Genomic DNA, 25221 nt, shown 5'->3' on the forward strand with positions numbered 1-25221 from the left:
GTCGGCGCCGGCTCCACCAGCCGGTTTGCCCTATAATCAAGCGTTTTGCGGGGCAGCCAATCGGCGTCCGGCCCCCATTTTCTTTCGCAGCAAGCACAGAATAGGCGTCGCGGCCCTTGCGTCGCGCACAGTCATGTCAGCCATAGAAATCCGTCACGTCAAGAAGCGCTACAAGTCGCTTCAGGCGCTCAAGGGCGTCAGCCTGTCGGTCGAGGAAGGCGAGTTTTTCGGTCTGCTCGGCCCCAACGGCGCAGGCAAGACCACGCTCATCAGTATCCTCGCCGGGCTCGCCCGGGCCGACGAAGGCAGCATCTCGGTGCGCGGTCACGACGTCGTCCAGGACTTCCGCAACGCGCGCCGCGCCCTCGGCGTCGTGCCGCAGGAACTCGTTTTCGACCCGTTCTTCACCGTGCGCGAGACGCTGCGCATCCAGTCCGGCTATTTCGGGCTGCGCCGCAACGACGACTGGATCGATGAAGTGATGGCCAATCTCGATCTCACCGAGAAAGCCGACGCGAACATGCGCGCGCTGTCGGGCGGGATGAAGCGCCGCGTGCTGGTCGCGCAGGCGCTCGTGCACCGGCCGCCCGTGATCGTGCTCGACGAGCCGACCGCCGGCGTCGACGTCGAATTGCGCCAGACGCTGTGGAAATTCATCTCGCGCCTGAACCGCGAGGGTCACACGATCGTGCTGACCACCCATTACCTCGAGGAAGCCGAGTCGCTGTGCGACCGCATCGCGATGCTGCGCCGCGGTGAAGTCGTCGCGCTCGACCGCACCGACGCGCTGCTGCGCCGCTTCGCGGGCCTGCAGCTCTATCTGCGGCTCGCGACCGGCGCGCTGCCGGCCGAGCTGCGCGGGCTGGAAACTGACCCGGCCGCGCGCGCGCCGGGCGAACACCTGCTGCGCCTCGCGAGCTACGACGAGGTCGAACGCATCCTCGCGCAATGCCGCGCGGCCGGCTGCACGTTCGACGAGATCGAGGTCCGCAAAGCCGACCTCGAGGATGTGTTCGTCCAGGTGATGAACGGGGCCGAGGTGATCGAGGGTCTGGCATGAATCAACACTCCCCACGCGAACTGCGTTCGCTGTCGTCCGAGGTGACGGCCCGGCCCGTGCCGGGAAGCGGGTTTCGCACGCTGTTCTACAAGGAACTGCTGCGTTTCTGGAAGGTGTCGTTCCAGACGGTGCTCGCGCCGATCGTCACGGCGCTGCTGTACCTGACGATCTTCGGCCACGCGCTGTCGGGCCGCGTCGAGGTGTATCCGGGCGTCGAGTACGTGAGCTTTCTCGTGCCGGGCCTCGTGATGATGAGCGTGCTGCAGAACGCGTTCGCGAACAGCTCGTCGTCGCTGATCCAGTCGAAGATCACCGGCAACCTCGTGTTCATGCTGCTGCCGCCGCTGTCGTACCGCGACATCTTCGGTGCGTACGTGCTCGCGTCCGTCGTGCGCGGGCTCGCGGTCGGCACCGGCGTGTTCGTCGTGACGATCTGGTTTATCCCGATGCACTTCGCGGCGCCGCTGTTCATCATTGCGTTCGCGCTGCTCGGCTCGGCGATCCTCGGCACGCTCGGCCTGATCGCCGGGATCTGGGCCGAGAAGTTCGACCAGCTCGCCGCGTTCCAGAACTTCCTGATCATGCCGCTGACGTTCCTGTCCGGCGTGTTCTATTCGACGCATTCGCTGCCGCCCGTGTGGCGCGAAGTGTCGCGTCTCAACCCGTTTTTCTACATGATCGACGGCTTCCGTTTCGGGTTCTTCGGCGCGTCCGACATCAACCCGTTCGCGAGCCTCGCGATCGTCACCGGTTTCTTCGTGCTGCTCGCGCTGATCGCGATGCGGCTGCTCGCGACCGGCTACAAACTGCGTCATTGATATCGACAGGCCGCGGCCGCCCCAGGGCGGCGCGCGCCACAGGAGCCTTACACCATGTTGCCGACTCCCGAACAGGTCAAGCAATACATCGCCGGCGGTCTCGCCTGCACGCATCTGGAAGTCGAAGGCGACGGCCAGCATTTCTTCGCGACGATCGTGTCGGCGGCCTTCGAAGGCAAGCGGCCGATCCAGCGGCATCAGCTCGTCTATGCGGCGCTCGGCGATCGCATGAAGCAGGAAATTCACGCGCTCAGCATGAAGACGCTGACGCCCGCCGAATGGCAGAACGCATAAACGGAAATCACTGAGTGCAAGTCACCGTCAACGAGCGCGACGCCGTCCAGAGCGTCGCCACGGCACACCCGGCCGCCAACGGGGAATCGCAGGGACAGGGGATGGACAAGCTCGCGATCGAAGGCGGTAACCGCCTGTCGGGCGAGATCGTCGTGTCGGGCGCGAAGAACGCCGCGCTGCCGATCCTGTGCGCGGGGCTGCTCACCGCCGATCCGGTCGATCTCGACAACGTGCCGAACCTGAAGGACGTGCGCACGACGCTGAAGGTGCTGAACCAGATGGGCGTGAAGAGCGAGACCGACGGCTGCCGCGTGCAGCTCGACGCGTCGCGCGTCGACAACCTCGTCGCGCCGTACGAGCTCGTGAAGACGATGCGCGCGTCGATCCTCGTGCTCGGGCCGCTGCTCGCGCGCTTCGGCGAGGCAAAGGTGTCGCTGCCGGGCGGCTGCGCGATCGGCGCACGGCCGGTCGACCAGCACATCAAGGGCCTGCAGGCGATGGGCGCGGAGATCAGCATCGAGCACGGCTTCATCGAAGCACGCGCGAAGCGCCTGAAGGGCGCGCGCATCGTGACCGACATGATCACGGTGACGGGCACGGAAAACCTGCTGATGGCCGCGACGCTCGCCGACGGCGAGACGGTGATCGAAAACGCCGCGCGCGAGCCGGAAGTGAGCGATCTCGCACACTTGCTGGTCGCGATGGGCGCGAAAATCGATGGCATCGGCACCGATCGCCTCGTGATCCAGGGCGTCGAGCGGCTGCACGGCGCGCGTCATTCGGTGATCCCCGACCGTATCGAGGCCGGCACGTTCCTGTGCGCGGTCGCGGCGGCCGGCGGCGACGTGATGCTGACGGGCGTGCGCCCGCACATCCTCGACGCGGTGATCGACAAGCTGCGCGAAGCGGGCGTGTCGATCGAGGAAGGCGACAGCTGGCTGCGCGTGAAGATGGACCGCCGCCCGTCGGCGGTGACGATCCGCACGTCGGAATATCCGGCGTTCCCGACCGACATGCAGGCGCAGTTCATGGCCCTCAATACGGTCGCGACGGGCACCGCGCAGGTCGTCGAAACCATTTTCGAGAACCGCTTCATGCACGTGCAGGAGCTGAACCGGCTCGGCGCGAACATCACGATCGACGGCAACACGGCGCTCGTAACCGGCGTCGACAAGCTGTCCGGCGCGAACGTGATGGCGACCGACCTGCGTGCGTCGGCGAGCCTCGTGATCGCCGGTCTGCGCGCCGACGGCGAAACGCTCGTCGACCGCATCTATCACCTGGACCGCGGCTACGACCGCATGGAAGCCAAACTGACCGCCGTCGGCGCGAACGTGCGCCGCCTTTCCGGGAGCCAAGCATGACCGCGCCGCTGACCCTCGCCCTGTCGAAGGGCCGGATTTTCGAGGAAACCCTGCCGCTGTTGGCAGCCGCCGGCGTGCAGGTGGCCGAGGACCCGGAAACGTCGCGCAAGCTGATCCTGCCGACCACCGATCCGAACCTGCGCGTGATCATCGTGCGCGCGAGCGACGTGCCGACCTACGTGGAATACGGCGCGGCCGATTTCGGCGTGGCCGGCAAGGACGTGCTGGTCGAGCACGGCGGCTCGGGCCTGTACCAGCCGATCGATCTGAACATTGCGCGCTGCCGGATGTCGGTGGCCGTGCCGGCCGGCTTCGACTACGCGAATGCGGTGCGCCAGGGCGCGCGCCTGCGGGTCGCGACGAAATACGTCGAAACGGCGCGCGAACACTTTGCCGCGAAGGGCGTGCACGTCGACCTGATCAAGCTGTACGGCTCGATGGAGCTCGCGCCGCTGGTCGGGCTGGCCGACGCGATCGTCGACCTCGTCAGCTCGGGCGGCACGCTGAAGGCGAACAATCTGGTCGAGGTCGAGGAGATCATGGCGATCTCGTCGCGCCTCGTCGTGAACCAGGCCGCGCTGAAACTGAAGCGCGCGGCGCTCAAGCCGATCCTCGACGCGTTCGAACGCGCGTCGCAGAATGGCGGTTGAGCGCATCACCGTAACGGAACTCCCATGTCCATCACCATCCGCAAGCTCGATTCGACGAACGAAGGCTTCGGCGCCGCGCTGCGCGCCGTGCTCGCGTTCGAGGCGAGCGAAGACGAAGCGATCGAGCAATCGGTCGCGAAGATCCTCGCCGACGTGAAGTCGCGCGGCGACGCCGCGGTGCTCGAGTACACGAACCGTTTCGACCGGCTGAGCGCGAACAGCGTCGCCGCGCTCGAACTGCCGCAGGACGCGCTGCAGACGGCGCTCGACGGCCTCGCGCCGAAGGCGCGCGCGGCGCTGGAAGCGGCCGCGGCGCGGGTGCGCGCGTACCACGAGAAGCAGAAGATCGAATGCGGCACGCATAGCTGGCAGTACACGGAAAGCGACGGCACGGTGCTCGGCCAGAAGGTCACGCCGCTTGACCGCGTCGGCCTGTACGTGCCGGGCGGCAAGGCCGCGTATCCGTCGTCGGTGCTGATGAACGCGATTCCGGCGCGCGTCGCGGGCGTCGGCGAGATCGTGATGGTCGTGCCGACCCCGGACGGCGTGAAGAACGACCTCGTGCTGGCGGCGGCGCTGCTCGGCGGCGTCGATCGCGTGTTCACGATCGGCGGCGCGCAGGCGGTCGGCGCGCTCGCGTACGGCACCGAGACGGTGCCGGCCGTCGACAAGATCTGCGGCCCCGGCAACGCGTACGTCGCGTCGGCGAAGCGCCGCGTGTTCGGCACGGTCGGCATCGACATGATCGCCGGGCCGTCGGAAATCCTCGTGCTGTGCGACGGGACGACCGATCCGAACTGGGTCGCGATGGACCTGTTCTCGCAGGCCGAGCACGACGAACTCGCGCAGTCGATCCTGCTGTGCCCGGACGCTGCATTCCTCGATCGCGTCGAGAAGGCGATCGGCGAGCTGCTGCCGACGATGCCGCGCCAGGACGTGATCCGCGCGTCGCTCGAAGGCCGCGGCGCGCTGATCAAGGTGTGCGACATGGCCGAGGCATGCCGGATCGCGAACGACATCGCGCCGGAACACCTCGAAATCTCGGCGCTGGAGCCGCAGCAATGGGGCCAGCAGATCCGCCACGCGGGCGCGATCTTCCTCGGCCGCTATACGAGCGAGAGCCTCGGCGACTACTGCGCGGGCCCGAACCACGTGCTGCCGACGTCGCGCACCGCGCGTTTCTCGTCGCCGCTCGGCGTGTACGACTTCATCAAGCGCTCGAGCCTGATCGAGGTCAGCGCGGAAGGCGCGCAGACGCTCGGCGAGATCGCATCCGAGCTCGCCTACGGCGAAGGGCTGCAGGCGCACGCGAGGAGCGCCGAGTTCCGGATGAAGGGCTGACCGCGCATCGTGCGCGGGGCCGGGCGGGCGCCGAGGCGCCGGCACCGGCGGCACCCGGAGCGGGGCAGGAGACGAGCGCAGGGCGGCAGCCGCCGCCTTGCCGACCCATTTGACGCCGGCGCGACGCACGCCGGCTTGAGACCATGACGACGCCACAAGACATCATCCGCCGCGACGTGCTCGCGATGACCAGCTATCCGGTGCCGGACGCGAGCGGGTTCGTGAAGCTCGACGCGATGGAGAACCCGTACCCGCTGCCGGCGCCGCTCGCCGCGGCGCTCGGCGAGCGGCTCGCGCAGGTCGCGCTGAACCGCTACCCGGCGCCGCGCCCGGCCGCGCTGCTCGACAAGCTGCGCCACGCGATGCGCGTGCCGGCCGGCTGCGACGTGCTGCTCGGCAACGGTTCCGACGAAATCATCAGCATGATCTCGGTCGCGTGCGCGCAGCCGGGCGCGAAGGTGCTCGCACCGGTGCCGGGCTTCGTGATGTACGAACTCTCGGCGAAGTTCGCGCAGCTCGAATTCGTCGGCGTGCCGCTGAAGGCGGACCTGACGCTCGACGTCGACGCGATGCTCGCGGCGATCGCCGAGCACCGGCCGGCGATCGTCTATCTCGCGTACCCGAACAACCCGACCGGCACGCTGTACGACGATGCCGACGTCGAGCGGATCGTCGCGGCCGCGCGGCACAGCCTGATCGTGATCGACGAGGCGTACCAGCCGTTCGCCGAGCGTTCGTGGCTGCCGCGCGCCGCCGAGTTCGACAACGTCGTCGTGATGCGCACGGTGTCGAAGCTCGGCCTCGCGGGCATCCGCCTCGGCTACCTCGTCGGCTTGCCGGCGTGGCTGAACGAATTCGACAAGGTGCGCCCGCCGTACAACATCAACGTGCTGACCCAGGCGACCGCCGATTTCCTGCTCGATCACCTCGACGTGCTCGACGCGCAGGCGGCCGAATTGCGCGCGGAACGCACCCGCCTCGCGCAGGCGGTGGCCGCGCTGCCGGGCGCGACGGTGTTCCCGAGCGCCGGCAATTTCCTGCTGGTGCGCGTGCCGGACGCGGCCGCCGTGTTCGATGGGCTGCTCACCGAGCGGGTGCTGGTCAAAAACGTGAGTAAAATGCATCCATTACTGGCCGAATGCGTGCGGCTGACCGTCGGTTCTCCCGACGAAAACGCCCGCCTGCTGGCCGCCTTGAAACTCGCGCTGCCCGGTTGAGCCCAGGGCGCGGCGGCGCGCGACGATCAATCCCCATTTACATCAGACTCAATCAAGGAATTGCCATGCGTGTGGCGGAAGTCGTTCGCAATACCAGCGAAACGCAGATCCGTGTGAAGCTCGATCTCGACGGCACCGGCCGGCAGAAGCTGGCCACCGGCGTGCCGTTTCTCGACCATATGCTCGACCAGATCGCGCGACACGGTCTGGTCGATCTCGAGGTCGAAGCGCATGGCGACACGCATATCGACGATCACCACACGGTCGAGGATGTCGGCATCACGCTCGGTCAGGCCGTCGCGAAGGCGATCGGCGACCGCAAGGGCATCCGCCGCTACGGCCATTCGTACGTGCCGCTCGACGAGGCGCTGTCGCGCGTCGTGATCGATTTCTCCGGCCGGCCGGGCCTCGAATTCCACGTGCCGTTCACGCGCGCGCGGATCGGCACGTTCGACGTCGACCTGTCGATCGAATTCTTCCGCGGGTTCGTGAACCACGCGGGCGTCACGCTGCACATCGACAACCTGCGCGGGATCAACGCGCACCATCAGCTCGAGACGGTGTTCAAGGCCTTCGGCCGGGCGCTGCGCGCGGCGGTGGAGCTCGACGAGCGGGCGGCGGGGCAGATTCCGTCGACCAAAGGCAGCCTCTAACTTCCGAACGGACGACGCCAAGGACGACCTCACGGCTTCGGCGCGGCGCGCCGGCGTGCGATGGATCTGCTCAAATCGTTCATTTCGCTGCTCGCGCTGATCAACCCGGTCGGCGCGGTGCCGTTCTTCCTGAGCCTGACGGCGCAGCAGACGGACGGCGAGCGGCGGCGCACGATCCGGATCGCATCGGTGTCGGTGTTCTGCGTGATGACGGTGACCGCGCTGCTCGGGCAGCAGATCATCAACTTCTTCGGCATTTCGGTCGGGTCGCTCGAAGTGGGCGGCGGGATCATCATGCTGCTGATGGCGATCAACATGCTGAACGCGCAGATCGGCAACACGCGATCGACGCCGGAGGAACGCCACGAAGCCGAGCTGAAGGACAACATCGCGGTCGTGCCGCTGGCGATTCCGCTGCTCACGGGCCCCGGCTCGATCAGCACGGTGATCATCTATGTGGCGAACGCGCATCACTGGTATGAACGGGCCGGGCTGGTCGCGATCGGCGCGGTCCTGGCTTTTCTGTGTTTCGTCGCGATGCGGCTCGCCGAGCCGATCGCGAACTGGATCGGCCGCACAGGCATCAACATCGCCACGCGGCTGATGGGTCTGATGCTGTCGGCGCTGGCGGTGGAATTCATCGTCAACGGACTGAGGGCGCTACTGCCTGCACTGAGATGAAAACTTCGATTGCGATTGTGGATTATGGGATGGGCAACCTGCGCTCGGTCGCGCAGGCGCTCAAGAAGGCCGAACCGGCCGCCGACGTGGCGATCGTCGACACGCCGGCCGCGATTCGCGCGGCCGACCGCGTTGTGCTGCCCGGCCAGGGCGCGATGCCCGACTGCATGCGCTGTCTCGGCGAATCGGGCCTGCAGGAGGCCGTGATCGAGGCGTCGCGCACGAAGCCGCTGCTCGGCGTGTGCGTCGGCGAGCAGATGCTGTTCGACTGGAGTGCGGAGGGCGACACGAAGGGCCTCGGCCTGTTGCCCGGCAAGGTCGTGCGCTTCGAACTCGACGGCCGCGTGCAGGACGACGGCTCGCGCTTCAAGGTGCCGCAGATGGGCTGGAACCGCGTGCGCCAGGCGCAGCCGCACCCGCTGTGGGACGGCGTGCCCGACGACGCGTATTTCTACTTCGTGCACAGCTATTACGTGACGCCGGACAACCCGGCACACACGGTCGGCGAAACGGCCTACGGCGCGCCGTTTACGTCCGCGGTCGCGCGGGACAATCTCTTCGCGACCCAATTCCACCCCGAGAAAAGCGCGGAGGTCGGGTTGCGTCTGTATCGCAACTTCGTACACTGGAAACCGTAAACGTGGTGCGGGAGCCACAGTCGACGGCGCGCAAGCGCCTGTCGTGCGGGGCTCTCACGCTTAGGCGCCGAAAGAGTTGTACTAAACTAGCGAGACGGCGCGGCACCGGTTTGGCCGGTACGCGCCGGATTCTTTTCTTTTTCCACGACGACACCCGATTGCTATGTTGCTGATTCCGGCCATCGACCTCAAAGACGGTCAGTGTGTGCGCCTCAAACAGGGCGATATGGACCAGGCCACGATTTTTTCCGAGGACCCGGCGGCGATGGCCCGCAAGTGGGTCGACCTCGGCGCCCGGCGGCTCCATCTCGTCGACCTGAACGGCGCATTCGCCGGCAAGCCGAAGAATCTCGAGGCGATCGAAGCGATCCTCGACGAAGTCGGCGACGAAATTCCCGTCCAGCTCGGCGGCGGCATCCGCAGCCTCGAGACGATCGAGAAGTATCTCGACGCCGGCCTGTCCTACGTGATCATCGGCACCGCCGCCGTGAAGAACCCGGGCTTCCTGCAGGACGCGTGCACCGCGTTTTCCGGCAGCATCATCGTCGGGCTGGACGCGAAGGACGGCAAGGTCGCGACCGACGGCTGGAGCAAGCTGACCGGCCACGAGGTGATCGATCTCGCGAAGAAGTTCGAGGACTACGGCGTCGAATCGATCGTCTACACCGACATCGGCCGCGACGGGATGCTGCAGGGCATCAACATCGACGCGACCGTGAAGCTCGCGCAGGCGGTCGGCATCCCGGTGATCGCCAGCGGCGGCCTGTCGAACCTCACGGACATCGAGAGCCTGTGCGAAGTGGAAGAGCACGGCGTCGAGGGCGTGATCTGCGGCCGTGCGATCTACTCCGGCGATCTCGATTTCGCGGCCGCGCAGAAGCGCGCGGACGAACTGAACGGCGAACTCGACAACGCGTAACCGCGCGTCGTCCCGTTCGCCGGGGCTGCCCGCAGGCGGCCCCGACCGGAAGCCTCGCGCGAGGCTTCCGCAACCGGCCGTCCCAGCGCGGCATTTGGCGCAACATCATGGCTCTAGCTAAACGCATCATCCCCTGCCTGGACGTGACCGCCGGGCGTGTCGTCAAGGGCGTCAATTTCGTCGAGCTGCGCGATGCCGGCGACCCCGTCGAAATCGCCCGCCGCTACGACGACCAGGGTGCCGACGAACTGACCTTCCTCGACATCACCGCGACGTCCGACCAGCGCGACCTGATCCTGCCGATCATCGAAGCCGTCGCGTCGCAGGTGTTCATTCCGCTGACGGTCGGCGGCGGCGTGCGCGCCGTCGAGGACGTGCGGCGCCTGCTGAACGCGGGCGCGGACAAGGTCAGCATGAATTCGTCGGCGGTCGCGAACCCGCAGCTCGTGCGCGACGCGGCCGACAAGTACGGCTCGCAGTGCATCGTCGTCGCGATCGACGCGAAGCGCGTGTCGGCCGACGGCGAGACGCCGCGCTGGGAAGTCTTCACGCACGGCGGCCGCAAGAACACGGGCCTCGACGCGATCGAGTGGGCGCGCAAGATGGCCGAGCTCGGCGCCGGCGAGATCCTGCTCACGAGCATGGACCGCGACGGCACGAAGTCGGGCTTCGACCTCGCGCTCACGCGCGGCGTGTCGGACGCGGTGCCGGTGCCGGTGATCGCGTCGGGCGGCGTCGGTTCGCTGCAGCATCTGGCCGACGGCATCAAGGACGGCCGCGCCGACGCCGTGCTGGCCGCCAGCATTTTCCACTACGGCGAGCACACGGTCGGCGAGGCGAAGCGCTTCATGTCCGACCAGGGCATCCCGGTGAGACTGTAATGAATACCGAAACGAAATCCCTGCCCGCGTGGCTCGACAAGGTCCGCTGGGACGACAACGGCCTCGTGCCGGTGATCGCGCAGGAAGCGTCGACGAACGACGTGCTGATGTTCGCGTGGATGAACCGCGAGGCGCTCGCGAAGACGATCGAGACGCAGCGCGCGGTCTACTATTCGCGTTCGCGCAAGCGCCTGTGGTTCAAGGGCGAGGAGTCGGGCCACGTGCAGCACGTGCACGAAGTGCGGCTCGATTGCGACGAGGACGTCGTGCTGCTGAAGGTCGAGCAGGTGTCGGGCATCGCATGCCACACCGGCCGGCATTCGTGCTTCTTCCAGAAATTCGAAGGTACGGTGGACGGCGGCGACTGGGTCGCGGTCGAGCCGGTGCTGAAAGACCCCGAACACATCTACAAATGACGCAATCGACCGAAGACACGCTGCTGCGCCTCGCGGCCGTGATCGACAGCCGCAAGGGCGGCGATCCCGATCAATCGTACGTGTCGCGCCTGTTCCACAAGGGCGACGACGCGGTGCTGAAGAAGATCGGCGAAGAGGCGACGGAAGTCGTGCTGGCCGCGAAGGACGTGCGCCAGGGCGGCGCGCCGACCGCGCTGGTCGGCGAGGTGGCCGACCTGTGGTTCCACTGCCTCGTGATGCTGTCGCATTTCGACCTGAGCCCGGCCGACGTGATCGCCGAGCTCGAGCGTCGCGAAGGCTTGTCGGGCATCGAGGAAAAAGCGCTGCGCAAGCGCCGCGAGCGCGAGGAAAACGGCGGGTGACACGCAGGCCCCGCCGCGGTGGCAACAGTGCGGTAAGCTGTAAGAATTGTCATCCAACGGGGGTAGCATCATGAACGATACGTCGAACCAGTTCCCGACGCCGGCGGTGTCGGGGGCAGCGGAGGCCGAACGCCTGAACGGGCTGCGCACGCTGACCCACGTGCTGTACGGCCTCTATGCGATTCACTGGCTGACGGGCGGCGTCACGGGCATCATCGCGATCATCATCAACTACGTGAAGCGCGGCGACGTAGCCGGCACGCCGTACGCCGATCACTTCGAGTGGCAGATCCGCACGTTCTGGCGCGCGCTGATCGCTTATGTGATCGGGTTCGCGCTGATGTTCGTCGCGATCGGGTTCGTCGTTATGTTTGTCACGTGGATTTGGACGCTGTACCGTATCATCAAGGGTTGGCTGTACCTGAACGACAACAAGACGCTCGATCCGCAGGCGTGGTTCTGACCGGCGCGCGCGGGCGTTTCGCAGGAGCAACATGAGTCACGATCCGAATTGCCTGTTCTGCAAGATCGCGGCAGGCGAGATTCCGAGCACGAAGGTGCACGAGGACGACGAATTCGTCGCGTTCCGCGACATCCGCCCGGCGGCCGACACGCACGTGCTCGTGATTCCGCGCCGGCACCTGCCGACGCTGTCGGCGGCGAGCGAGGCCGATGCGCCGATGCTCGGCCGGCTGATGCTGCTCGTCGCGCGTCTGGCCGACCAGCTCGGCGTCGCGTATACGGGCGGCGAAACCGGTTTTCGCACGGTGATCAACACGGGCCCGGGCGGCGGGCAGGAGGTCTACCACCTGCACGCGCATATCCTGGCCGGCCCGCGCCCGTGGCAGCGGATGGGTTGACGCAGCGGGGCGTTTCCCCGCATCGATAGTCGAAGCCGGCGCGTCGCCGGCGATTTACGCCGCCCCGCGGCGTGGTTGAGGAGAGGTTTCATCATGGGTGGATTGAGCATTTGGCACTGGCTGATTGTGCTGCTGATCGTCGCGCTGGTTTTCGGTACGAAGAAGCTGCGCAACATCGGCAACGACCTCGGCAGCGCCGTGAAGGGTTTCAAGGACGGCATGAAGGAAGGCGAAACGCCGGCGGATGCGCAGCAACTGCCGCGTTCGGGCGCGGTCGACGTCAACGCGAAGGAAACGACGCGTTCCGATTCGAACAAGGCGTAACGCCGGCACGCTGACAGGCATTCGCGATGCTGGATCTCGGTCTTTCGAAGATGGCGCTGATCGGCGTCGTCGCGCTCGTGGTGCTCGGCCCCGAGCGCCTGCCGCGCGTCGCGCGCACGGCAGGCGCGCTGTTCGGCCGCGCGCAGCGGTACATCAACGACGTGAAGGCCGAGGTCTCGCGCGAAATCGAACTCGACGCGCTGCGGACGATGAAGACCGATTTCGAATCGGCCGCGCGCAATGTCGAGACGACGATTCACGACAACCTGCGCGAGCACGAGAAGGAACTGAACGACACGTGGCATTCCGCGGTCGGCGGTCTTGACGGAGCTGCCGGCGACGCTGGTTCCGTCGGTTCCCCGGGTTCCGATACGCCCGCGGCGCCGTCGTGGCGCGGCAGTTCGGCCGCGCTTGCGCCGAAGCGTCGCAACTGGCGCATCAAGCAGGCGGCGACGCCTGTCTGGTACAAGCGCGCGACGACCCGCCGCACGCACGTGCAGTCGGGTGCCGCGCGTGTCGCGCGCCATCAGCCGGCCAGCCTGCGCCGGCCGACGCGCTTCTTCTGAGTCGAGCGCATGCTCGCTCGTCAATCCTACCGAGGGCCGGTGTGAGCGACCCCCAGCAGAACCCGGGCGACGCCCCGGAAGAAACCTTCATTTCCCATCTCGTCGAGCTTCGCGATCGCATCATTCGCGCGGGGCTGGCCGTGATCGTCGTGTTCCTCGGGCTCGTCTACTGGGCGCCGGACATCTTCAAGCTGCTCGCGCGGCCGCTGATGGACAACCTGCCGAAAGACGGCAAGATGATCGTCACCGACGTCACCGGCTCGTTCTTCGTGCCGATGAAGGTGACGATGCTCGTCGCGCTCGTGATCGCGCTGCCGATCGTGCTGTACCAGATCTGGGCGTTCGTCGCGCCGGGGCTGTACCAGCACGAGAAGAAGCTCGTCGCGCCGCTCGTCGGCAGCAGCTACTTCCTGTTCCTGTGCGGGATGGCGTTCGCGTATTTCCTCGTGTTCCCGACGATCTTCCGCGTGATGGCGCACTACAACGCGCCGCTCGGGGCCGAGATGACGACCGACATCGACAACTACCTGAGCTTCGTGCTGGGGATGTTCATCGCGTTCGGGGTCACGTTCGAGGTGCCGATCGTCGTCGTGCTGCTCGTCCGGATGGGCGTGCTGTCCCTGAAGAAGCTGAAGGAGATGCGGCCGTACGTGATCGTCGGCGCATTCGTGGTCGCGGCGGTCGTCACGCCGCCGGACGTGTTCTCGCAACTGATGCTGGCGCTGCCGCTCGTCGTGCTGTTCGAGATCGGGCTGCTGGCCGCGCGGTTCTTCGTGCCGAAGAAGCCGGCCGAAGAGGGCGAGGCGGGGAACGGCGAAGCGGCGAGCTGACGGCTCGCGGCGCCGGGCGGCTTTCCGGCCCCCGGCTGCAGTGGCCCGGTTTGGTCATCAGCCGGCGCGTGAGAAAACCACCTTCCCGCCAACGACGATCGTCAGACGCAAAGCAAAGGGCAGCCGACCGGACCGGCTGCCCTTTTTCATTTCCGCGTCGCGTTGCCTCGCATCGCGACCGGCAGGCGGCGCACCGGCCGCCGACCCTCATTCGCTATCGTTGTCCTGCTCGTCGAGCGCCTGCTTCGGCGGCGGCGGGCGCTTGCCGATCACGACGTTCACGTCGAACTGCTTGCCCTTGCGTACGACGTGCACCTTGGTCGGCGTGCCCGGCTTGATCTGCGCGACGGTGTTCAGCAGCTTCGTCGTGTCGGTGATTTCGTCGCCGTTCACGCTCACCAGGATGTCGCCCGGCTTGATGCCGGCCTTGTCGGCCGGGCCGCCCTGCAGCACGCCCGCGACGATCGCGCCCGATTTCTGCTGCAGCCCGAACGACTCGGCGATTTCCGGCGTGACGTCCTGCGGCTCGACGCCGATCCAGCCGCGCGTGACCGAGCCCGTCGTGATGATGCTTTCGAGCACCGTGCGGGCGGTCGAGACGGGAATCGCGAAACCGATGCCGAGCGAGCCGCCCGAGCGCGAGTAGATCGCCGTGTTGATGCCGAGCAGGTTGCCGTTCACGTCGACCAGCGCGCCGCCGGAGTTGCCGGGGTTGATCGGCGCGTCGGTCTGGATGAAGTTCTCGAACGTGTTGATGCCGAGGTGGTTGCGGCCGAGCGCGCTGATGATCCCCATCGTGACCGTCTGGCCGACGCCAAACGGATTGCCGATCGCGAGCACGACGTCGCCGACGCGCGACTGGTCGGAGCGGCCGAGCGTGATCGTCGGCAGGTTCGTCATGTTGATCTTCAGCACCGCGAGATCGGTTTCGGGATCGCTGCCGATCACTTTCGCGGTGGCCGTGCGGCCGTCGGCGAGCGCGACTTCGATCTGGTCGGCGCCGTCCACGACGTGCTGGTTCGTTAGAATGTAACCTTCAGGGCTCACGATAACGCCCGAGCCGAGGTTGGCGGCCGGCTCGTCCTGCTGCTTGCGGGCGTTGCGGTCGCCGAAGAAGTAACGGAACAGCGGATCTTTCGCGCGCGGGTCGGGCGGCAGCGAGCCGTCCTTGCTGGAGAACACGTTGACGACGGCCGGCATCGCCTTCTGCGCGGCTTCGGCGTACGACGTGGTCGCCGGTGCGCCGCCGATGCCCGGCGCGACTTCCCGCAGCGCGACGATCGGCGTGGCGAGCTGCTTGCCGAGCTGTCCTTGCCGTTGCAGCCATTGCGGCTTGAGCGTCACGACGATGAACATCAGCGCGAGCAGTACGGTCACCGCCTGCGCGAAGAACAGCCAGAAGCGTCTAAGCATCTGAATGGATTAGAGGTTTATATGGATCGGATCGAACTTGAATTGTACTTGAACAATACCCTTGAAACCGCGCGCTTCAAGGACTATTGCCCGAACGGCCTCCAGGTCGAAGGGCGCCGCAAGATCGAGAAGATCGCCACCGGCGTGACGGCGTCGGTCGCGTTCCTCGAAGCCGCGCTCGAATGGGGGGCGGATGCCGTGCTCGTCCACCACGGCTATTTCTGGCGCAACGAGGCGCCGCAGATCACCGGCCGCAAGTACCAGCGCCTGAAGCTGCTGCTCGCGAACGACCTGAACCTGTTCGCGTTCCACCTGCCGCTCGATGCGCATCCCGAGTTCGGTAACAACGCGCAGCTCGGCGAAAAGCTCGGCCTGATCGGCGACCAGCGGTTCGGCGAAGGCGATCTCGGCTGGATGGCGACGCTGCCGATGCCCGTCACGCTCGAGCACTTCGTCGCGAAGGTCGAGCGCACGCTCGGCCGCACACCGCTCGTGCTCGGCGAGCCGGACACGCAGCTGCGCCGCATCGCATGGTGCACGGGCGCCGCGCAGAGCTATTTCGACGCGGCGATCGACGCCGGCGCGGACGTATTCCTGACCGGCGAGGTGTCCGAGTCGACCACGCACGCGGCGGCGGAGAGCGGTGTCGCGTTCGTTGCGGCAGGGCACCATGCGACCGAACGTTACGGAATCCAGGCACTTGGGCGCCACTTGTCGGAAGAATTCGATCTCGAACACCTTTTTATCGATATTCATAATCCGGTCTGAGCGACGGATTTGCGGCGGCGCATCGAAATTTCTCAATGTAGCATCCGCTTAAAAGTGAAATGATTTAATCGCTCCGGTAATGGGGGATAACCCTTAACTATCAAACACTTCGAAGGGATTTTCATCTCCGGGCCTTGTAAATGACGACTCCATTCGAGCAAACTAGCGGCGGAATGGAAAGTCGTGACGGAAAATCCAACTCAGAAGTGGGGCGTGTGATGCGAGACAAGGAAGAGAAACGCGTCGACAGCGGCCGCCGTACCTGGCTGATTGCGACATCCGTAGCAGGTGGCGTGGGAGGCGTAGCCACCGTCATACCTTTCGCGGCGTCGCTTGCGCCGTCCGCGAAAGCGAAAGCGGCCGGGGCACCGGTCGAGGTCGACATCAGCGGCCTGAAGCCCGGCGAAATGGTCACTGTGCCGTGGCGCGGCAAACCCGTCTGGATCCTGAATCGCACCGATTCGATGCTGGCCGACGTGGTCAAGGCCGACAAGGAAGTGGCCGATCCGGCCACGAAATCCCCGTATTCGATGCCGTTGCCCGCGTACTGCGCCAACGAATATCGGTCGCGGGCCGATCGCAAGAACATTCTCGTCGTGATGGCCGTGTGTACGCACCTCGGCTGCACGCCTAGCCAACGCTTCACGCCGGGTCCGCAGCCGAACCTGCCGGACGACTGGCCGGGCGGTTTCCTGTGCCCGTGCCACGGTTCGACCTACGACCTCGCCGGCCGTGTGTTCAAGAACAAGCCGGCGCCTCAGAATCTCGACATCCCGCCCTACATGTTCACGTCGGCGACGACCCTCGTGATCGGCAAGGACGAGAAAGGAGAAGCGTGATGGCCGCCGACAACAAAGAAGTCTCCACCACAGGTTTCACCGGCTGGATCGACCAGCGCTTCCCGCTCACGTCCACCTGGAAGAAGCACGTATCCGAGTACTACGCGCCGAAGAACTTCAACTTCTGGTACTTCTTCGGCTCCCTCGCGCTGCTGGTGCTCGTCAACCAGATCGTCACGGGCATCTTCCTGACGATGAACTACAAGCCCGACTCGACGCTCGCGTTCGCGTCGGTCGAGTACATCATGCGCGAGGTGCCGTGGGGCTGGCTGATCCGCTACATGCACTCGACCGGTGCATCGATGTTCTTCGTGGTCGTGTACCTCCACATGTTCCGCGGGCTGCTGTACGGGTCGTACCGCAAGCCGCGCGAGCTCGTCTGGATCTTCGGCTGCGCGATCTTCCTGTGCCTGATGGCCGAGGCGTTCTTCGGCTACCTGCTGCCGTGGGGCCAGATGTCGTTCTGGGGCGCGCAGGTGATCGTGAACCTGTTCTCGGCGATCCCGTTCGTCGGGCCGGACCTGTCGCTGTGGATTCGCGGCGACTACGTCGTGTCCGACGTCACGCTGAACCGCTTCTTCGCGTTCCACGTGATCGCGATTCCGCTCGTGCTGGTCGGCCTCGTGGTCGCCCACCTGGTAGCGCTGCATGAAGTCGGGTCGAACAACCCGGATGGCATCGAGATCAAGGCGAAGAAGGACGAGAACGGCATCCCGCTCGACGGCATCCCGTTCCACCCGTACTACTCGGTGCACGATTTCCTCGGCGTATGCGTGTTCCTGATGGTGTTCGCGCTGATCGTGTTCTTCTCGCCGGAGATGGGCGGCTACTTCCTCGAGGCGAACAACTTCGTCCCGGCGAACCCGCTGCAGACGCCGCCCGAGATCGCGCCGGTCTGGTACTTCACCGCGTTCTACGCGATGCTGCGCGCGACCACCGATCCGTTCAAGATCGTGCTGATGATCGTGATCGCGCTGCTCGGCGTGCTCGCGCTGATCCGTGCGCGCGGCAAGTGGAAGGTCGGGCTGCCGGTGCTGGCGGCGGCGATCGTCGTGTTCATGTATCTGACGGAGTCGAAGTTCTGGGGCGTCGTCGTGATGGGCTCGGCGGTGATCTCGCTGTTCTTCCTGCCGTGGCTCGACCGCAGCCCGGTGAAGTCGATCCGCTACCGGCCGCTGTTCCACAAGGTGTTCCTCGGGATCTTCGTCGCGGCGTTCCTGACCCTCGCGTTCCTCGGCACGCGGCCGCCATCGCCGGCGGCGACGCTGATCGCGCAGGCCTGTGCGCTGATCTACTTCGCGTTCTTCCTCGGCATGCCCGTCTGGACGCCGCTTGGCACGTTCAAGCAGCCGCCGGAACGGGTGCGCTTCAAGCCCCATTAACGTGAGCGAGGAGAGAACGACATGAAGAAACTGCTTTCGACACTCGCGTTGATCGGGGCGACCGCCTGTGCGCTGCTGGCGGCGCCGGCCGTGCGGGCGGAGGGTAATTTTCCGCTCGACCGGGCGCCCGATAACACGGAAAATCTCGTTTCGCTTCAGCACGGCGCGCAATTGTTTGTAAACTATTGCCTGAACTGCCACAGCGCGAACCTGATGCGCTACAACCGTCTGACGGATCTGGGCATATCCCAGAAGGAGATCGAAACGAATCTCCTGTTCACGACCGACAAGGTCGGGAACACGATGTCCGTCGCGATGCGGCCCGACGACGCGAAGAACTGGCTCGGCACCTCGCCGCCCGACCTGTCGGTCGAGGAGCGTGCGCGCGGCCGCGACTGGCTGTACACGTATCTGCGGAGCTTCTACCGCGACGATACGCGGCCGACCGGCTGGAACAACGCGGTGTTCGAGAACGTCGGCATGCCCCATGTGTTGTGGCAGTTGCAGGGGCAGCGCGTTGCCAAATTCGAAGACAAGACGGACGAGGAGACGGGCGAGAAGGCCCACGTGCTCGTCGGCTTCCAGCAGGTCACGCCGGGCACGCTCTCGTCGCCCGACTACGATGCTGCGGTGGCCGACCTGGTGGCCTATATGACATGGATGTCCGAGCCGGCCCAGCAGACCCGCAAGCGCCTCGGCGTGTGGGTGCTGATCTTTCTCGGTGTCCTGACTTTCCTGGCCTGGCGGCTGAATGCCGCGTACTGGAAAGATATCAAGTAAACACGCCTGACCGGCGTGGGGCCGGCGCAAGGCGGAACCCGTGAAAGGGGTTTCGCCGCGTGCCGGCCCTCGGCTTTTTTGAGGAAACGCAAATATGATGGTTCTGTATTCCGGCACAACTTGCCCGTTCTCCCAGCGTTGCCGGCTGGTGCTGTTCGAGAAGGGCATGGACTTCGAAATCCGCGACGTCGACCTGTTCAACAAGCCGGAAGACATTTCGGTGATGAACCCGTACGGTCAGGTGCCGATCCTGGTCGAGCGCGACCTGATCCTGTACGAATCGAACATCATCAACGAGTACATCGACGAGCGCTTCCCGCATCCGCAACTGATGCCGGCCGACCCGGTGCAGCGCGCCCGTGCGCGCCTGTTCCTGCTCAACTTCGAGAAGGAACTGTTCGTCCACGTCAGCACGCTCGAGAACGAGAAGGGCAAGGCGGCGGAGAAGAATCACGAGAAGGCACGCCTCGCGATCCGCGATCGCCTGACGCAGCTCGCGCCGATCTTCGTGAAGAACAAGTACATGCTCGGCGAAGAGTTCTCGATGCTCGACGTCGCGATCGCACCGCTGCTGTGGCGCCTGGATCACTACGGCATCGAGCTGTCGAAGAACGCCGCGCCGCTGATGAAGTACGCCGAACGGATCTTCAGCCGTCCGGCCTACATCGAAGCACTGACGCCGTCCGAAAAGGTCATGCGTCGTTAATGTTGCAATGAAGGCATGACGGAGCGGGTGGCGCGGCGTGCCGCGCGCCCGCTCCGGGTTCGAGGATTGTGATGCAAGAGATTTCAACGAAGCCTTATCTGCTGCGCGCGTTGTACGAGTGGTGCACCGATAACGGTTACACGCCGCATATCGCGGTGAGGGTCGACAACTCGACGCGCGTGCCGCGTCAGTTCGTGCGTGACGGCGAGATCGTGCTCAACATCAGCTTCGAGGCGACGAGCCAGTTGCAGATGGGCAACGAGTGGATCGAGTTCACGGCCCGGTTCTCCGGGAAGGCGCACAAGATCGAGATTCCGGTGGCCAACGTGCTCGCGATCTATGCGCGCGAGAACGGGCAGGGCATGGCGTTCCAGGTGGATGCGGTCGCGGGCGAAGGCGAGGATTCGGGCACGTTCGACGATGACGCCGCGCCGGCCGACGACGCGCAGCGTGACGAGTCGGTATCGCCGTTGGCGCCGGTCGCCGACAGCGGCGCGAACGAGGAACCGTCCGAAGGGGCCGACGAACCGCCGAAAACCGACGGCGACGGCTCGAAAGGCGGCAGCAGACCTCGCCTCAAGATCGTGAAATGAGGTAGAATCTCGCGCTACGCCGGCTTAGCTCATCTGGTAGAGCAGTTGATTTGTAATCATCAGGTGGCGGGTTCGAGTCCTGCAGCCGGCACCAATACCGAAGCGGGTCCCAGAGATGGGGCCCGCTTTTTTTTGTTCTACAACAAGGCGGGTGTTCTACAAAACTTACCGGCACGACTCTCTTCTAGCCAACGCCAGGACGCCGGTTAAAGCAAGTCCGCCGCGTCGCGTATGCGCTGAGCTGTCGAGGGGAGACCGCTACGCTCCAAGGCTTGGGCAAAGTCTTCAACGGTCGATTCTGGTTTCCGCCGACGAGCCCGCATCTGCTTAAATGCGGTCATGGCTCCGAGTGAATCTAGATCCCACTGGTTGATGATGAACCTATCGGGGTCCACAATTTCTATTCCGTATTCGGAGGCGATTGCATCGGGGAAATCGCGGCGGTTTGACGTCACGATGCAGTCTGCATGACCTGCAATGGCGGCAGCGAGAACGTGCCGATCGTCAGGATCGGGCAGGGTAAAACTCCCGATAAGTGGTGTCCAAGCCGCCTCGGACACCTCCCAGTCGGGAATCGCCTCGCGCATGCTATCCCGACGGGTGAGTAGCCGACCTTGAAGGTCGGGCCGTTGTTCCTCTAACGATCTAATCCACTCAGTCTCAATCAACTGAGTCCACTTTGCCGCGAAAAAGCCAGCGGTTGCGAGGCTCAAGAGAGCGTCGGTAGTTACCAGTGGAAACAGGACGCATGCGTCCAATAGCGCCGTGTAGCGCGCGTAGCCCGCCATCTCAGTAATCGAGACCCAAATCGCGAGCGTTATCGGCCATGCGCTCCAATGCAGCCATTTGCTTGCCTCGCATATCTTTCCGATAAGCAAGGAGGTCATCGAATGCGATTCGACGATGTGTTCCCACCATCCGATGGCCTAACCTTCCGGCTTCAATTTCCTTTATGACAAACGGTCGTGACACGTTAAGGAAGTGCGCTGCCTCAACAGTCGTGAACTCCCGGTTTGCCGGACTCAAGAGAATCGACCGGCCCTCGCTCATTGCCCCTAGCAACTGACCAATCAACTTCAAAGCTGCGGGCGGAACCTCAACAGACGGGTGATCACCCTTGTCAGTTGTAAGTGTGATTGCGGCTGCACGAGAATGATCGAGTGCCTCCATGATGCATCGCTGTGCTACGCGCGCCATTTCTACTTCACGCTCCGTCATCGGTGGAGGTGTCACCTCGCGGAATCGATCTACGGTTCGCATGTCATTTCTTCCCTAAAAAAACAAAATGTGCCATCAGCTAAGCTGGCTTACGTGTAAGCCAGCTTAGCTGATGGCTCGTTTAAATGCAACAAGTGCAGCATATGCAATAAATGATAGGTGGGTACGAGCACAGGTGCGACGAAATGCACTGTATTGGCGCTTTTTTTGGGGGGGTGCCCCTATGTGTTTCGTCAAGCGTTAGGGACTGACTTGGGTTGGTAAATGGTGCCGTCGCGCAGCATGGCGAACAGGACGTCACAGCGTCGCCGTGCCAGCGCGATGAGCGCTTGGTTGTGGCGCTTGCCCTGCTGGATCTTGCGCGAGTAATAGGCCCGCGAGACGGGGTCTCGCAAGGCCGCGAAGGCGGAGAGGAACAAGGCGCGCTTGAGCACCTTGTTGCCGCGTCTGGATGGATGTTCGCCTCGGATAGACGAGCCCGAGCGCCGGGTTACCGGGGCAAGGCCAGCGTAGGCCGCCAAGTGTGCAGCCGAAGCGAAGGCCTTATGGGCGACTTCGGTCAGGAGTCTGGCGGCAGTCCTGACGCCGACTCCCGGCATGCTGGTCAGGACCGGCCAAAGAGGGTGAGCAAGCACCAGTTGTTCCACTTCGGCAGCGACCTCGTCGCGCTGCTTACGCAAGGCTGCAAGCTGCTGGGCCAAACGAGGCATGACGATGGTGGCAGCTTGCGTGCCGGGCACGATCACGGCTTGTTCGCTCAGAGCCTGAACGATCTCGGCCGCCAGGTTTTTGCCCATGCGCGGCGCGAGCTTAGTCAGGCGGTTGGCGAGCGTCTTCTCGCTGGTTGAGGCAAGCGCGGCGGGCGACGGGTAGCGCTCAAGCAGATCGAGCACCGCCGGATGGTCGAGGCGCGGTCCGAGAACGCGCTCGAGCGCCGGATGGATCTGGGTGAGCAGGCCGCGAATGCGGTTGCTGGTTTGAGTGACCTGAGCGGCGAGATCATCGTCAAAGCCGCACAGCATGGTGAGCTCGGCGAGTTGCTCGTCAGCCAATCGAAGCGAGCGCAGCGTATGCGGCATCGAGCGGGCGGCTTCGGCAATGATCGCGGCATCGCGGGCATCGGTCTTGGCCTCACCTGCATGCAGATCGGCGATACGGCGCATGGCCAGTCCCGGCAGGTAGGCGACGAGTATGCCTTCAGCACGGGCGACAGCTACCGGAAGCGCGCCGATGGTGGAAGGTTGGTCGACGACGAACAGGAGTCGACCATGAGTCTTGAGTTCGGCGATGAGGGCGCGCAGCTTGGCCTCGTCGTTGGGTAGCGCCTTGTTGTACAGACGCTTGCCGTTCCGATCGAGTGCGACGGCGTGATGCTGGCCTTTACCGACATCGACGCCGACGAAGACATCGACGGCATCACGTTGTTGTGTGTCTTGCATCGCAGTTTGTGCAGAGTGAACGGATTGGCCTGCAACAACGGTGGCAAGTCTCGGCATCCACGTTACGGACGGCGTCGGGATATCCCGGCCAAACCCCTATCAGCGATCACCAGCCACCCACCAGGCCCGGTGACAACACCCCCCGGATCATGACTGCGACTGGGGGCGAGAATCATGCCGGGCCTGGCTGGCCAAAACCCCGATTATCGGGGCGTGAAGATAGTAACGGGGGCTAGGGGAAGCAGATTGCCCGAAGGGGGGCTCGGAGGCGGGGAGGTAAGCTACATCACGAAATTCCCCCGTGCGTGCCCGTTCTTGGCTAGCCTATTTGGTTGTGGTACCCACCAGCCAGAATGCCCGGCTTGCAGCGAGCTTTACATTTGCCACTTCAAGGCGCCGGCGCAACCCCCAGATGAAGACGTATTCGCAATTCCAGTCAAACTGGAACGCGTCCCCATATTCGAACGACATAGGCACGAACGCGCCGTGCTGAGGGCTTTCATCCCGTTCCTGCTTCCAGATCCGCACGAATGCACAAACACGTCGATAACTACCGTCGTAGTCAGTGGCTCGCAACTCCTCGTACATCTGCGTTGCGGTTCGCCGGCCCCGTTTGGGCAGACGTGAGTCAGCGATCAACCACTGACGCAGTTGTTCTGCCCAAGCATCGATGACTCTTGCCGGCACGTTTCGGATACTTTGGCTCGCCAGTGGATGGCTCTCGTAGCCATCGTCGGATCGTGTTTCTGGGCAGCCCGGTACGTCGAGAAATGTCCCGGAGGGGGACGCCATCGCGGAAGTGCCTCCGCCGTATTTTGGCCAACATGCTCACCGTAACCACTCCGGTTCTCCTGCTTGGCGTCCCAAGCAGGCATTCGAACATGTGGGTCAATTTTCGATGAAAAAACTTGCAGCAAACGGGTCAGTTTTGTTCGGCTATCAACAGTTACGCAACAGATATGTGACCCTTTTTTCGTTTGTCGTTAATTCTCGCGAGCGACGCTAGTCGAGCCCGATCGATCGCCCATCCACTCGACAGCGGTTAATCACGCCTCCGCGCTACGTGCAGCTTCTATTTCCGGCGTGCAAAGCAATGTCCTTGATCTTTGCGAATCGAGAAATAATATAAGTAACCGATTCAGTTTATATTTGTTCAAACTTTTCCGACAAATTAAAAAGCCCGCGTATGGCGGGCTCCATCTATCACGCGGGCGCATGGTTTTATCTCCTGCGTGAACGATATCGCGTCGCCTTTTTCTGGTGAGTTGCTACGTTTGATTTAACAGGCGCGCCTTCAGCATCGCAAGTATCATTTTTGCAAAAGACGGCTTTTCGATATTGGCTGCAAGATGTCCGTTTTTCACCTCAACGGAATTCGCTTTCTGTTGCTGAATCGGTTGGCCGTCCACCAGTACAAAACCGTTCTTCGCACCTTTTGCGGTAATGGTGAACACGCCGTTGGTACTTATAAAATCTGGTTCCGGGCGATGGAACTCGACATCTTTGGATGCAGTGACGATCGATCTGGGATTGACTGCATATGTTCCAAATTCCGTCAAATTCGAATTCGTGTTGTTAGCACTTGAGCCATCAGTAACGAATTTTTCCAGAAACTGGAAATTCATAATGTGGTTCTGACCGTACCCTTGATCCAGAATGTAATTCAGAAAACCCTTATCCAGCTTGGTATTGTTGCTGTTGGTCTGAATAACTTTTGCGGATGCCACGTCTTTGTCACTGAAAGAAGACGTGAGGCGATGGCCTTCCATATCGTACATCGGGTTAGTCGTCCAGTTCGATACTACCGTACCGGCGGTTTGCCGATAATAGGCAAGCTGAAACGCGATATCGTCAACGTAATGCAGATCAGCGCCGGTCTGCTGCGCATACCCATACAGATCCGACAACGCGCTACGGTCGTCTGCATTAAGCCACATAACAGGATCAGCCGCGCCAACGTCTTTCGATCCGACTAACGGTGTCGCAGGAATTCCCTTTTCGGAACCACCATACAGCCGTGAAAGCATAATTGCTTCACCGCTCAGCGTTACGCTATCGCCTTGTGTCGCTGTCGACTGTGCCGAAGTGGATGCATAAGCGGCAGCGCCCGTCGAATCGCTGACCGTAGGTGTTGCCGTTGATTTGGCTGAGCCACTATTTTGCGTCGTCGTCAAAAGGTTCGAATTGATTTCCATGGAAAACCCCATGT

Annotated in this window: 30 protein-coding genes, 1 tRNA gene and 1 pseudogene; 26 read left to right on the forward strand and 6 right to left on the reverse strand. The window is 63.9% G+C overall.

Going from position 1 to position 25221, the window contains the following annotated elements:
* Nucleotides 1–133 precede the first annotated feature (133 nt).
* The 19 genes from AP428_RS15230 (at nucleotide 134) to tatC (ending at nucleotide 13874) form a co-directional block, all read left to right on the forward strand.
* Nucleotides 134–1060, forward strand: a complete 927-nt coding sequence (locus AP428_RS15230; protein ID WP_011694114.1) for an ABC transporter ATP-binding protein — start codon at nucleotides 134–136, stop codon at nucleotides 1058–1060.
* Nucleotides 1057–1878 (forward strand): ABC transporter permease, encoded by an 822-nt coding sequence (locus tag AP428_RS15235; protein ID WP_227745860.1) that lies wholly within the window; start codon nucleotides 1057–1059, stop codon nucleotides 1876–1878. The genes AP428_RS15230 and AP428_RS15235 overlap by 4 nt, the downstream gene beginning before the upstream one ends.
* Nucleotides 1879–1932: 54 nt before the next feature.
* The gene (locus AP428_RS15240; protein WP_006477131.1) at nucleotides 1933–2172 is read left to right on the forward strand and encodes a BolA family protein; all 240 of its coding nucleotides are present in this window, start codon (nucleotides 1933–1935) and stop codon (nucleotides 2170–2172) included.
* A gap of 14 nt (nucleotides 2173–2186) precedes the next feature.
* A complete protein-coding gene (murA, locus tag AP428_RS15245) occupies nucleotides 2187–3536 on the forward strand; it encodes a UDP-N-acetylglucosamine 1-carboxyvinyltransferase (protein ID WP_006477130.1) in 1350 nt (449 codons plus the stop codon).
* Complete coding sequence (hisG, locus tag AP428_RS15250) at nucleotides 3533–4186, forward strand: ATP phosphoribosyltransferase (protein WP_006477129.1); 654 nt, start codon at nucleotides 3533–3535, stop codon at nucleotides 4184–4186. Before murA ends, hisG begins: the two co-directional genes overlap by 4 nt.
* A gap of 24 nt (nucleotides 4187–4210) precedes the next feature.
* Complete coding sequence (hisD, locus tag AP428_RS15255; RefSeq protein WP_054928299.1) at nucleotides 4211–5527, forward strand: histidinol dehydrogenase; 1317 nt, start codon at nucleotides 4211–4213, stop codon at nucleotides 5525–5527.
* Between the two features lie 143 nt (nucleotides 5528–5670).
* A complete protein-coding gene (hisC, locus tag AP428_RS15260; RefSeq protein WP_054928300.1) occupies nucleotides 5671–6744 on the forward strand; it encodes a histidinol-phosphate transaminase in 1074 nt (357 codons plus the stop codon).
* Between the two features lie 65 nt (nucleotides 6745–6809).
* A complete protein-coding gene (gene hisB / locus AP428_RS15265) occupies nucleotides 6810–7397 on the forward strand; it encodes an imidazoleglycerol-phosphate dehydratase HisB (RefSeq protein WP_011546606.1) in 588 nt (195 codons plus the stop codon).
* Nucleotides 7398–7457: 60 nt separating this feature from the next.
* Nucleotides 7458–8078, forward strand: a complete 621-nt coding sequence (locus tag AP428_RS15270; RefSeq protein ID WP_054928301.1) for a MarC family protein — start codon at nucleotides 7458–7460, stop codon at nucleotides 8076–8078.
* Nucleotides 8075–8716, forward strand: a complete 642-nt coding sequence (gene hisH / locus AP428_RS15275; RefSeq protein ID WP_012492306.1) for an imidazole glycerol phosphate synthase subunit HisH — start codon at nucleotides 8075–8077, stop codon at nucleotides 8714–8716. The genes AP428_RS15270 and hisH overlap by 4 nt, the downstream gene beginning before the upstream one ends.
* 163 nt (nucleotides 8717–8879) lie before the next feature.
* Nucleotides 8880–9635: a 1-(5-phosphoribosyl)-5-[(5-phosphoribosylamino)methylideneamino]imidazole-4-carboxamide isomerase gene (gene hisA / locus AP428_RS15280; RefSeq protein ID WP_006477123.1), complete on the forward strand. Its 756-nt coding sequence runs from the start codon at nucleotides 8880–8882 to the stop codon at nucleotides 9633–9635.
* A gap of 107 nt (nucleotides 9636–9742) precedes the next feature.
* Complete coding sequence (gene hisF / locus AP428_RS15285; RefSeq protein ID WP_006751800.1) at nucleotides 9743–10516, forward strand: imidazole glycerol phosphate synthase subunit HisF; 774 nt, start codon at nucleotides 9743–9745, stop codon at nucleotides 10514–10516.
* A complete protein-coding gene (gene hisI / locus AP428_RS15290) occupies nucleotides 10516–10932 on the forward strand; it encodes a phosphoribosyl-AMP cyclohydrolase (RefSeq protein WP_011546604.1) in 417 nt (138 codons plus the stop codon). The genes hisF and hisI overlap by 1 nt, the downstream gene beginning before the upstream one ends.
* The gene (locus AP428_RS15295; protein WP_006485344.1) at nucleotides 10929–11294 is read left to right on the forward strand and encodes a phosphoribosyl-ATP diphosphatase; all 366 of its coding nucleotides are present in this window, start codon (nucleotides 10929–10931) and stop codon (nucleotides 11292–11294) included. Before hisI ends, AP428_RS15295 begins: the two co-directional genes overlap by 4 nt.
* A 70-nt stretch (nucleotides 11295–11364) precedes the next feature.
* On the forward strand, nucleotides 11365–11757 hold the full coding sequence (locus AP428_RS15300; RefSeq protein WP_006477118.1) for a hypothetical protein: 393 nt from the start codon (nucleotides 11365–11367) through the stop codon (nucleotides 11755–11757).
* Nucleotides 11758–11788: 31 nt separating this feature from the next.
* Nucleotides 11789–12154 (forward strand): histidine triad nucleotide-binding protein, encoded by a 366-nt coding sequence (locus tag AP428_RS15305; protein ID WP_011546602.1) that lies wholly within the window; start codon nucleotides 11789–11791, stop codon nucleotides 12152–12154.
* Nucleotides 12155–12247: 93 nt separating this feature from the next.
* Nucleotides 12248–12478: a Sec-independent protein translocase subunit TatA gene (tatA, locus tag AP428_RS15310; RefSeq protein WP_006477115.1), complete on the forward strand. Its 231-nt coding sequence runs from the start codon at nucleotides 12248–12250 to the stop codon at nucleotides 12476–12478.
* Nucleotides 12479–12504: 26 nt separating this feature from the next.
* Nucleotides 12505–13044: a Sec-independent protein translocase protein TatB gene (gene tatB / locus AP428_RS15315; protein ID WP_006477114.1), complete on the forward strand. Its 540-nt coding sequence runs from the start codon at nucleotides 12505–12507 to the stop codon at nucleotides 13042–13044.
* 41 nt (nucleotides 13045–13085) lie between these two features.
* On the forward strand, nucleotides 13086–13874 hold the full coding sequence (gene tatC, locus AP428_RS15320; protein ID WP_023476200.1) for a twin-arginine translocase subunit TatC: 789 nt from the start codon (nucleotides 13086–13088) through the stop codon (nucleotides 13872–13874).
* A gap of 207 nt (nucleotides 13875–14081) precedes the next feature.
* Here the strand turns inward: tatC and AP428_RS15325 are convergent, their stop codons facing one another.
* On the reverse strand, nucleotides 14082–15287 hold the full coding sequence (locus tag AP428_RS15325) for a Do family serine endopeptidase (protein WP_006477112.1): 1206 nt from the start codon (nucleotides 15285–15287) through the stop codon (nucleotides 14082–14084).
* A 21-nt stretch (nucleotides 15288–15308) separates the two neighbouring features.
* Between AP428_RS15325 and AP428_RS15330 the strand changes: the two genes are divergently transcribed.
* The 7 genes from AP428_RS15330 (at nucleotide 15309) to AP428_RS15360 (ending at nucleotide 20449) form a co-directional block, all read left to right on the forward strand.
* Nucleotides 15309–16055 carry a Nif3-like dinuclear metal center hexameric protein gene (locus AP428_RS15330; RefSeq protein WP_006477111.1) on the forward strand — a complete coding sequence of 249 codons (747 nt, stop codon included), beginning with the start codon at nucleotides 15309–15311 and terminating at the stop codon, nucleotides 16053–16055.
* A 218-nt stretch (nucleotides 16056–16273) separates the two neighbouring features.
* Nucleotides 16274–16894 carry a ubiquinol-cytochrome c reductase iron-sulfur subunit gene (petA, locus tag AP428_RS15335; RefSeq protein WP_006491868.1) on the forward strand — a complete coding sequence of 207 codons (621 nt, stop codon included), beginning with the start codon at nucleotides 16274–16276 and terminating at the stop codon, nucleotides 16892–16894.
* Nucleotides 16894–18276 carry a cytochrome bc complex cytochrome b subunit gene (locus tag AP428_RS15340; RefSeq protein WP_012327783.1) on the forward strand — a complete coding sequence of 461 codons (1383 nt, stop codon included), beginning with the start codon at nucleotides 16894–16896 and terminating at the stop codon, nucleotides 18274–18276. The genes petA and AP428_RS15340 overlap by 1 nt, the downstream gene beginning before the upstream one ends.
* A gap of 21 nt (nucleotides 18277–18297) precedes the next feature.
* Entirely contained in the window at nucleotides 18298–19056 is a 759-nt protein-coding gene (locus AP428_RS15345) for a cytochrome c1 (protein ID WP_054928302.1), read from the forward strand.
* Between the two features lie 94 nt (nucleotides 19057–19150).
* Nucleotides 19151–19762, forward strand: a complete 612-nt coding sequence (locus AP428_RS15350; RefSeq protein WP_006400565.1) for a glutathione S-transferase N-terminal domain-containing protein — start codon at nucleotides 19151–19153, stop codon at nucleotides 19760–19762.
* Nucleotides 19763–19833: 71 nt separating this feature from the next.
* Entirely contained in the window at nucleotides 19834–20355 is a 522-nt protein-coding gene (locus tag AP428_RS15355; RefSeq protein ID WP_012327784.1) for a ClpXP protease specificity-enhancing factor, read from the forward strand.
* 18 nt (nucleotides 20356–20373) lie between these two features.
* A tRNA-Thr gene (locus AP428_RS15360) sits at nucleotides 20374–20449 on the forward strand.
* 112 nt (nucleotides 20450–20561) lie between these two features.
* Here the strand turns inward: AP428_RS15360 and AP428_RS15365 are convergent.
* The 5 genes and pseudogenes from AP428_RS15365 to AP428_RS35210 all read right to left on the reverse strand — a co-directional run bounded on the left by AP428_RS15365 (nucleotide 20562) and on the right by AP428_RS35210 (nucleotide 25207).
* Nucleotides 20562–21242: a PIN domain-containing protein gene (locus tag AP428_RS15365; protein WP_231691695.1), complete on the reverse strand. Its 681-nt coding sequence runs from the start codon at nucleotides 21240–21242 to the stop codon at nucleotides 20562–20564.
* Nucleotides 21145–21615, reverse strand: a complete 471-nt coding sequence (locus tag AP428_RS37755; RefSeq protein WP_082409383.1) for an excisionase family DNA-binding protein — start codon at nucleotides 21613–21615, stop codon at nucleotides 21145–21147. The genes AP428_RS15365 and AP428_RS37755 overlap by 98 nt, the downstream gene beginning before the upstream one ends.
* Before the next feature lie 191 nt (nucleotides 21616–21806).
* The gene (locus AP428_RS15370) at nucleotides 21807–23012 is read right to left on the reverse strand and encodes an IS110-like element ISBma3 family transposase (RefSeq protein WP_041489176.1); all 1206 of its coding nucleotides are present in this window, start codon (nucleotides 23010–23012) and stop codon (nucleotides 21807–21809) included.
* A gap of 327 nt (nucleotides 23013–23339) precedes the next feature.
* A pseudogene (locus AP428_RS35205) lies at nucleotides 23340–23844 on the reverse strand (IS21 family transposase); the annotation flags it as partial.
* 436 nt (nucleotides 23845–24280) lie between these two features.
* Entirely contained in the window at nucleotides 24281–25207 is a 927-nt protein-coding gene (locus AP428_RS35210) for a hypothetical protein (protein WP_125380893.1), read from the reverse strand.
* Between the last annotated feature and the right edge of the window lie 14 nt (nucleotides 25208–25221).

The sequence above is a fragment of the Burkholderia sp. E168m22 genome, from assembly GCF_001319805.1.
GTDB classification, from domain to species: domain Bacteria; phylum Pseudomonadota; class Gammaproteobacteria; order Burkholderiales; family Burkholderiaceae; genus Burkholderia; species Burkholderia orbicola.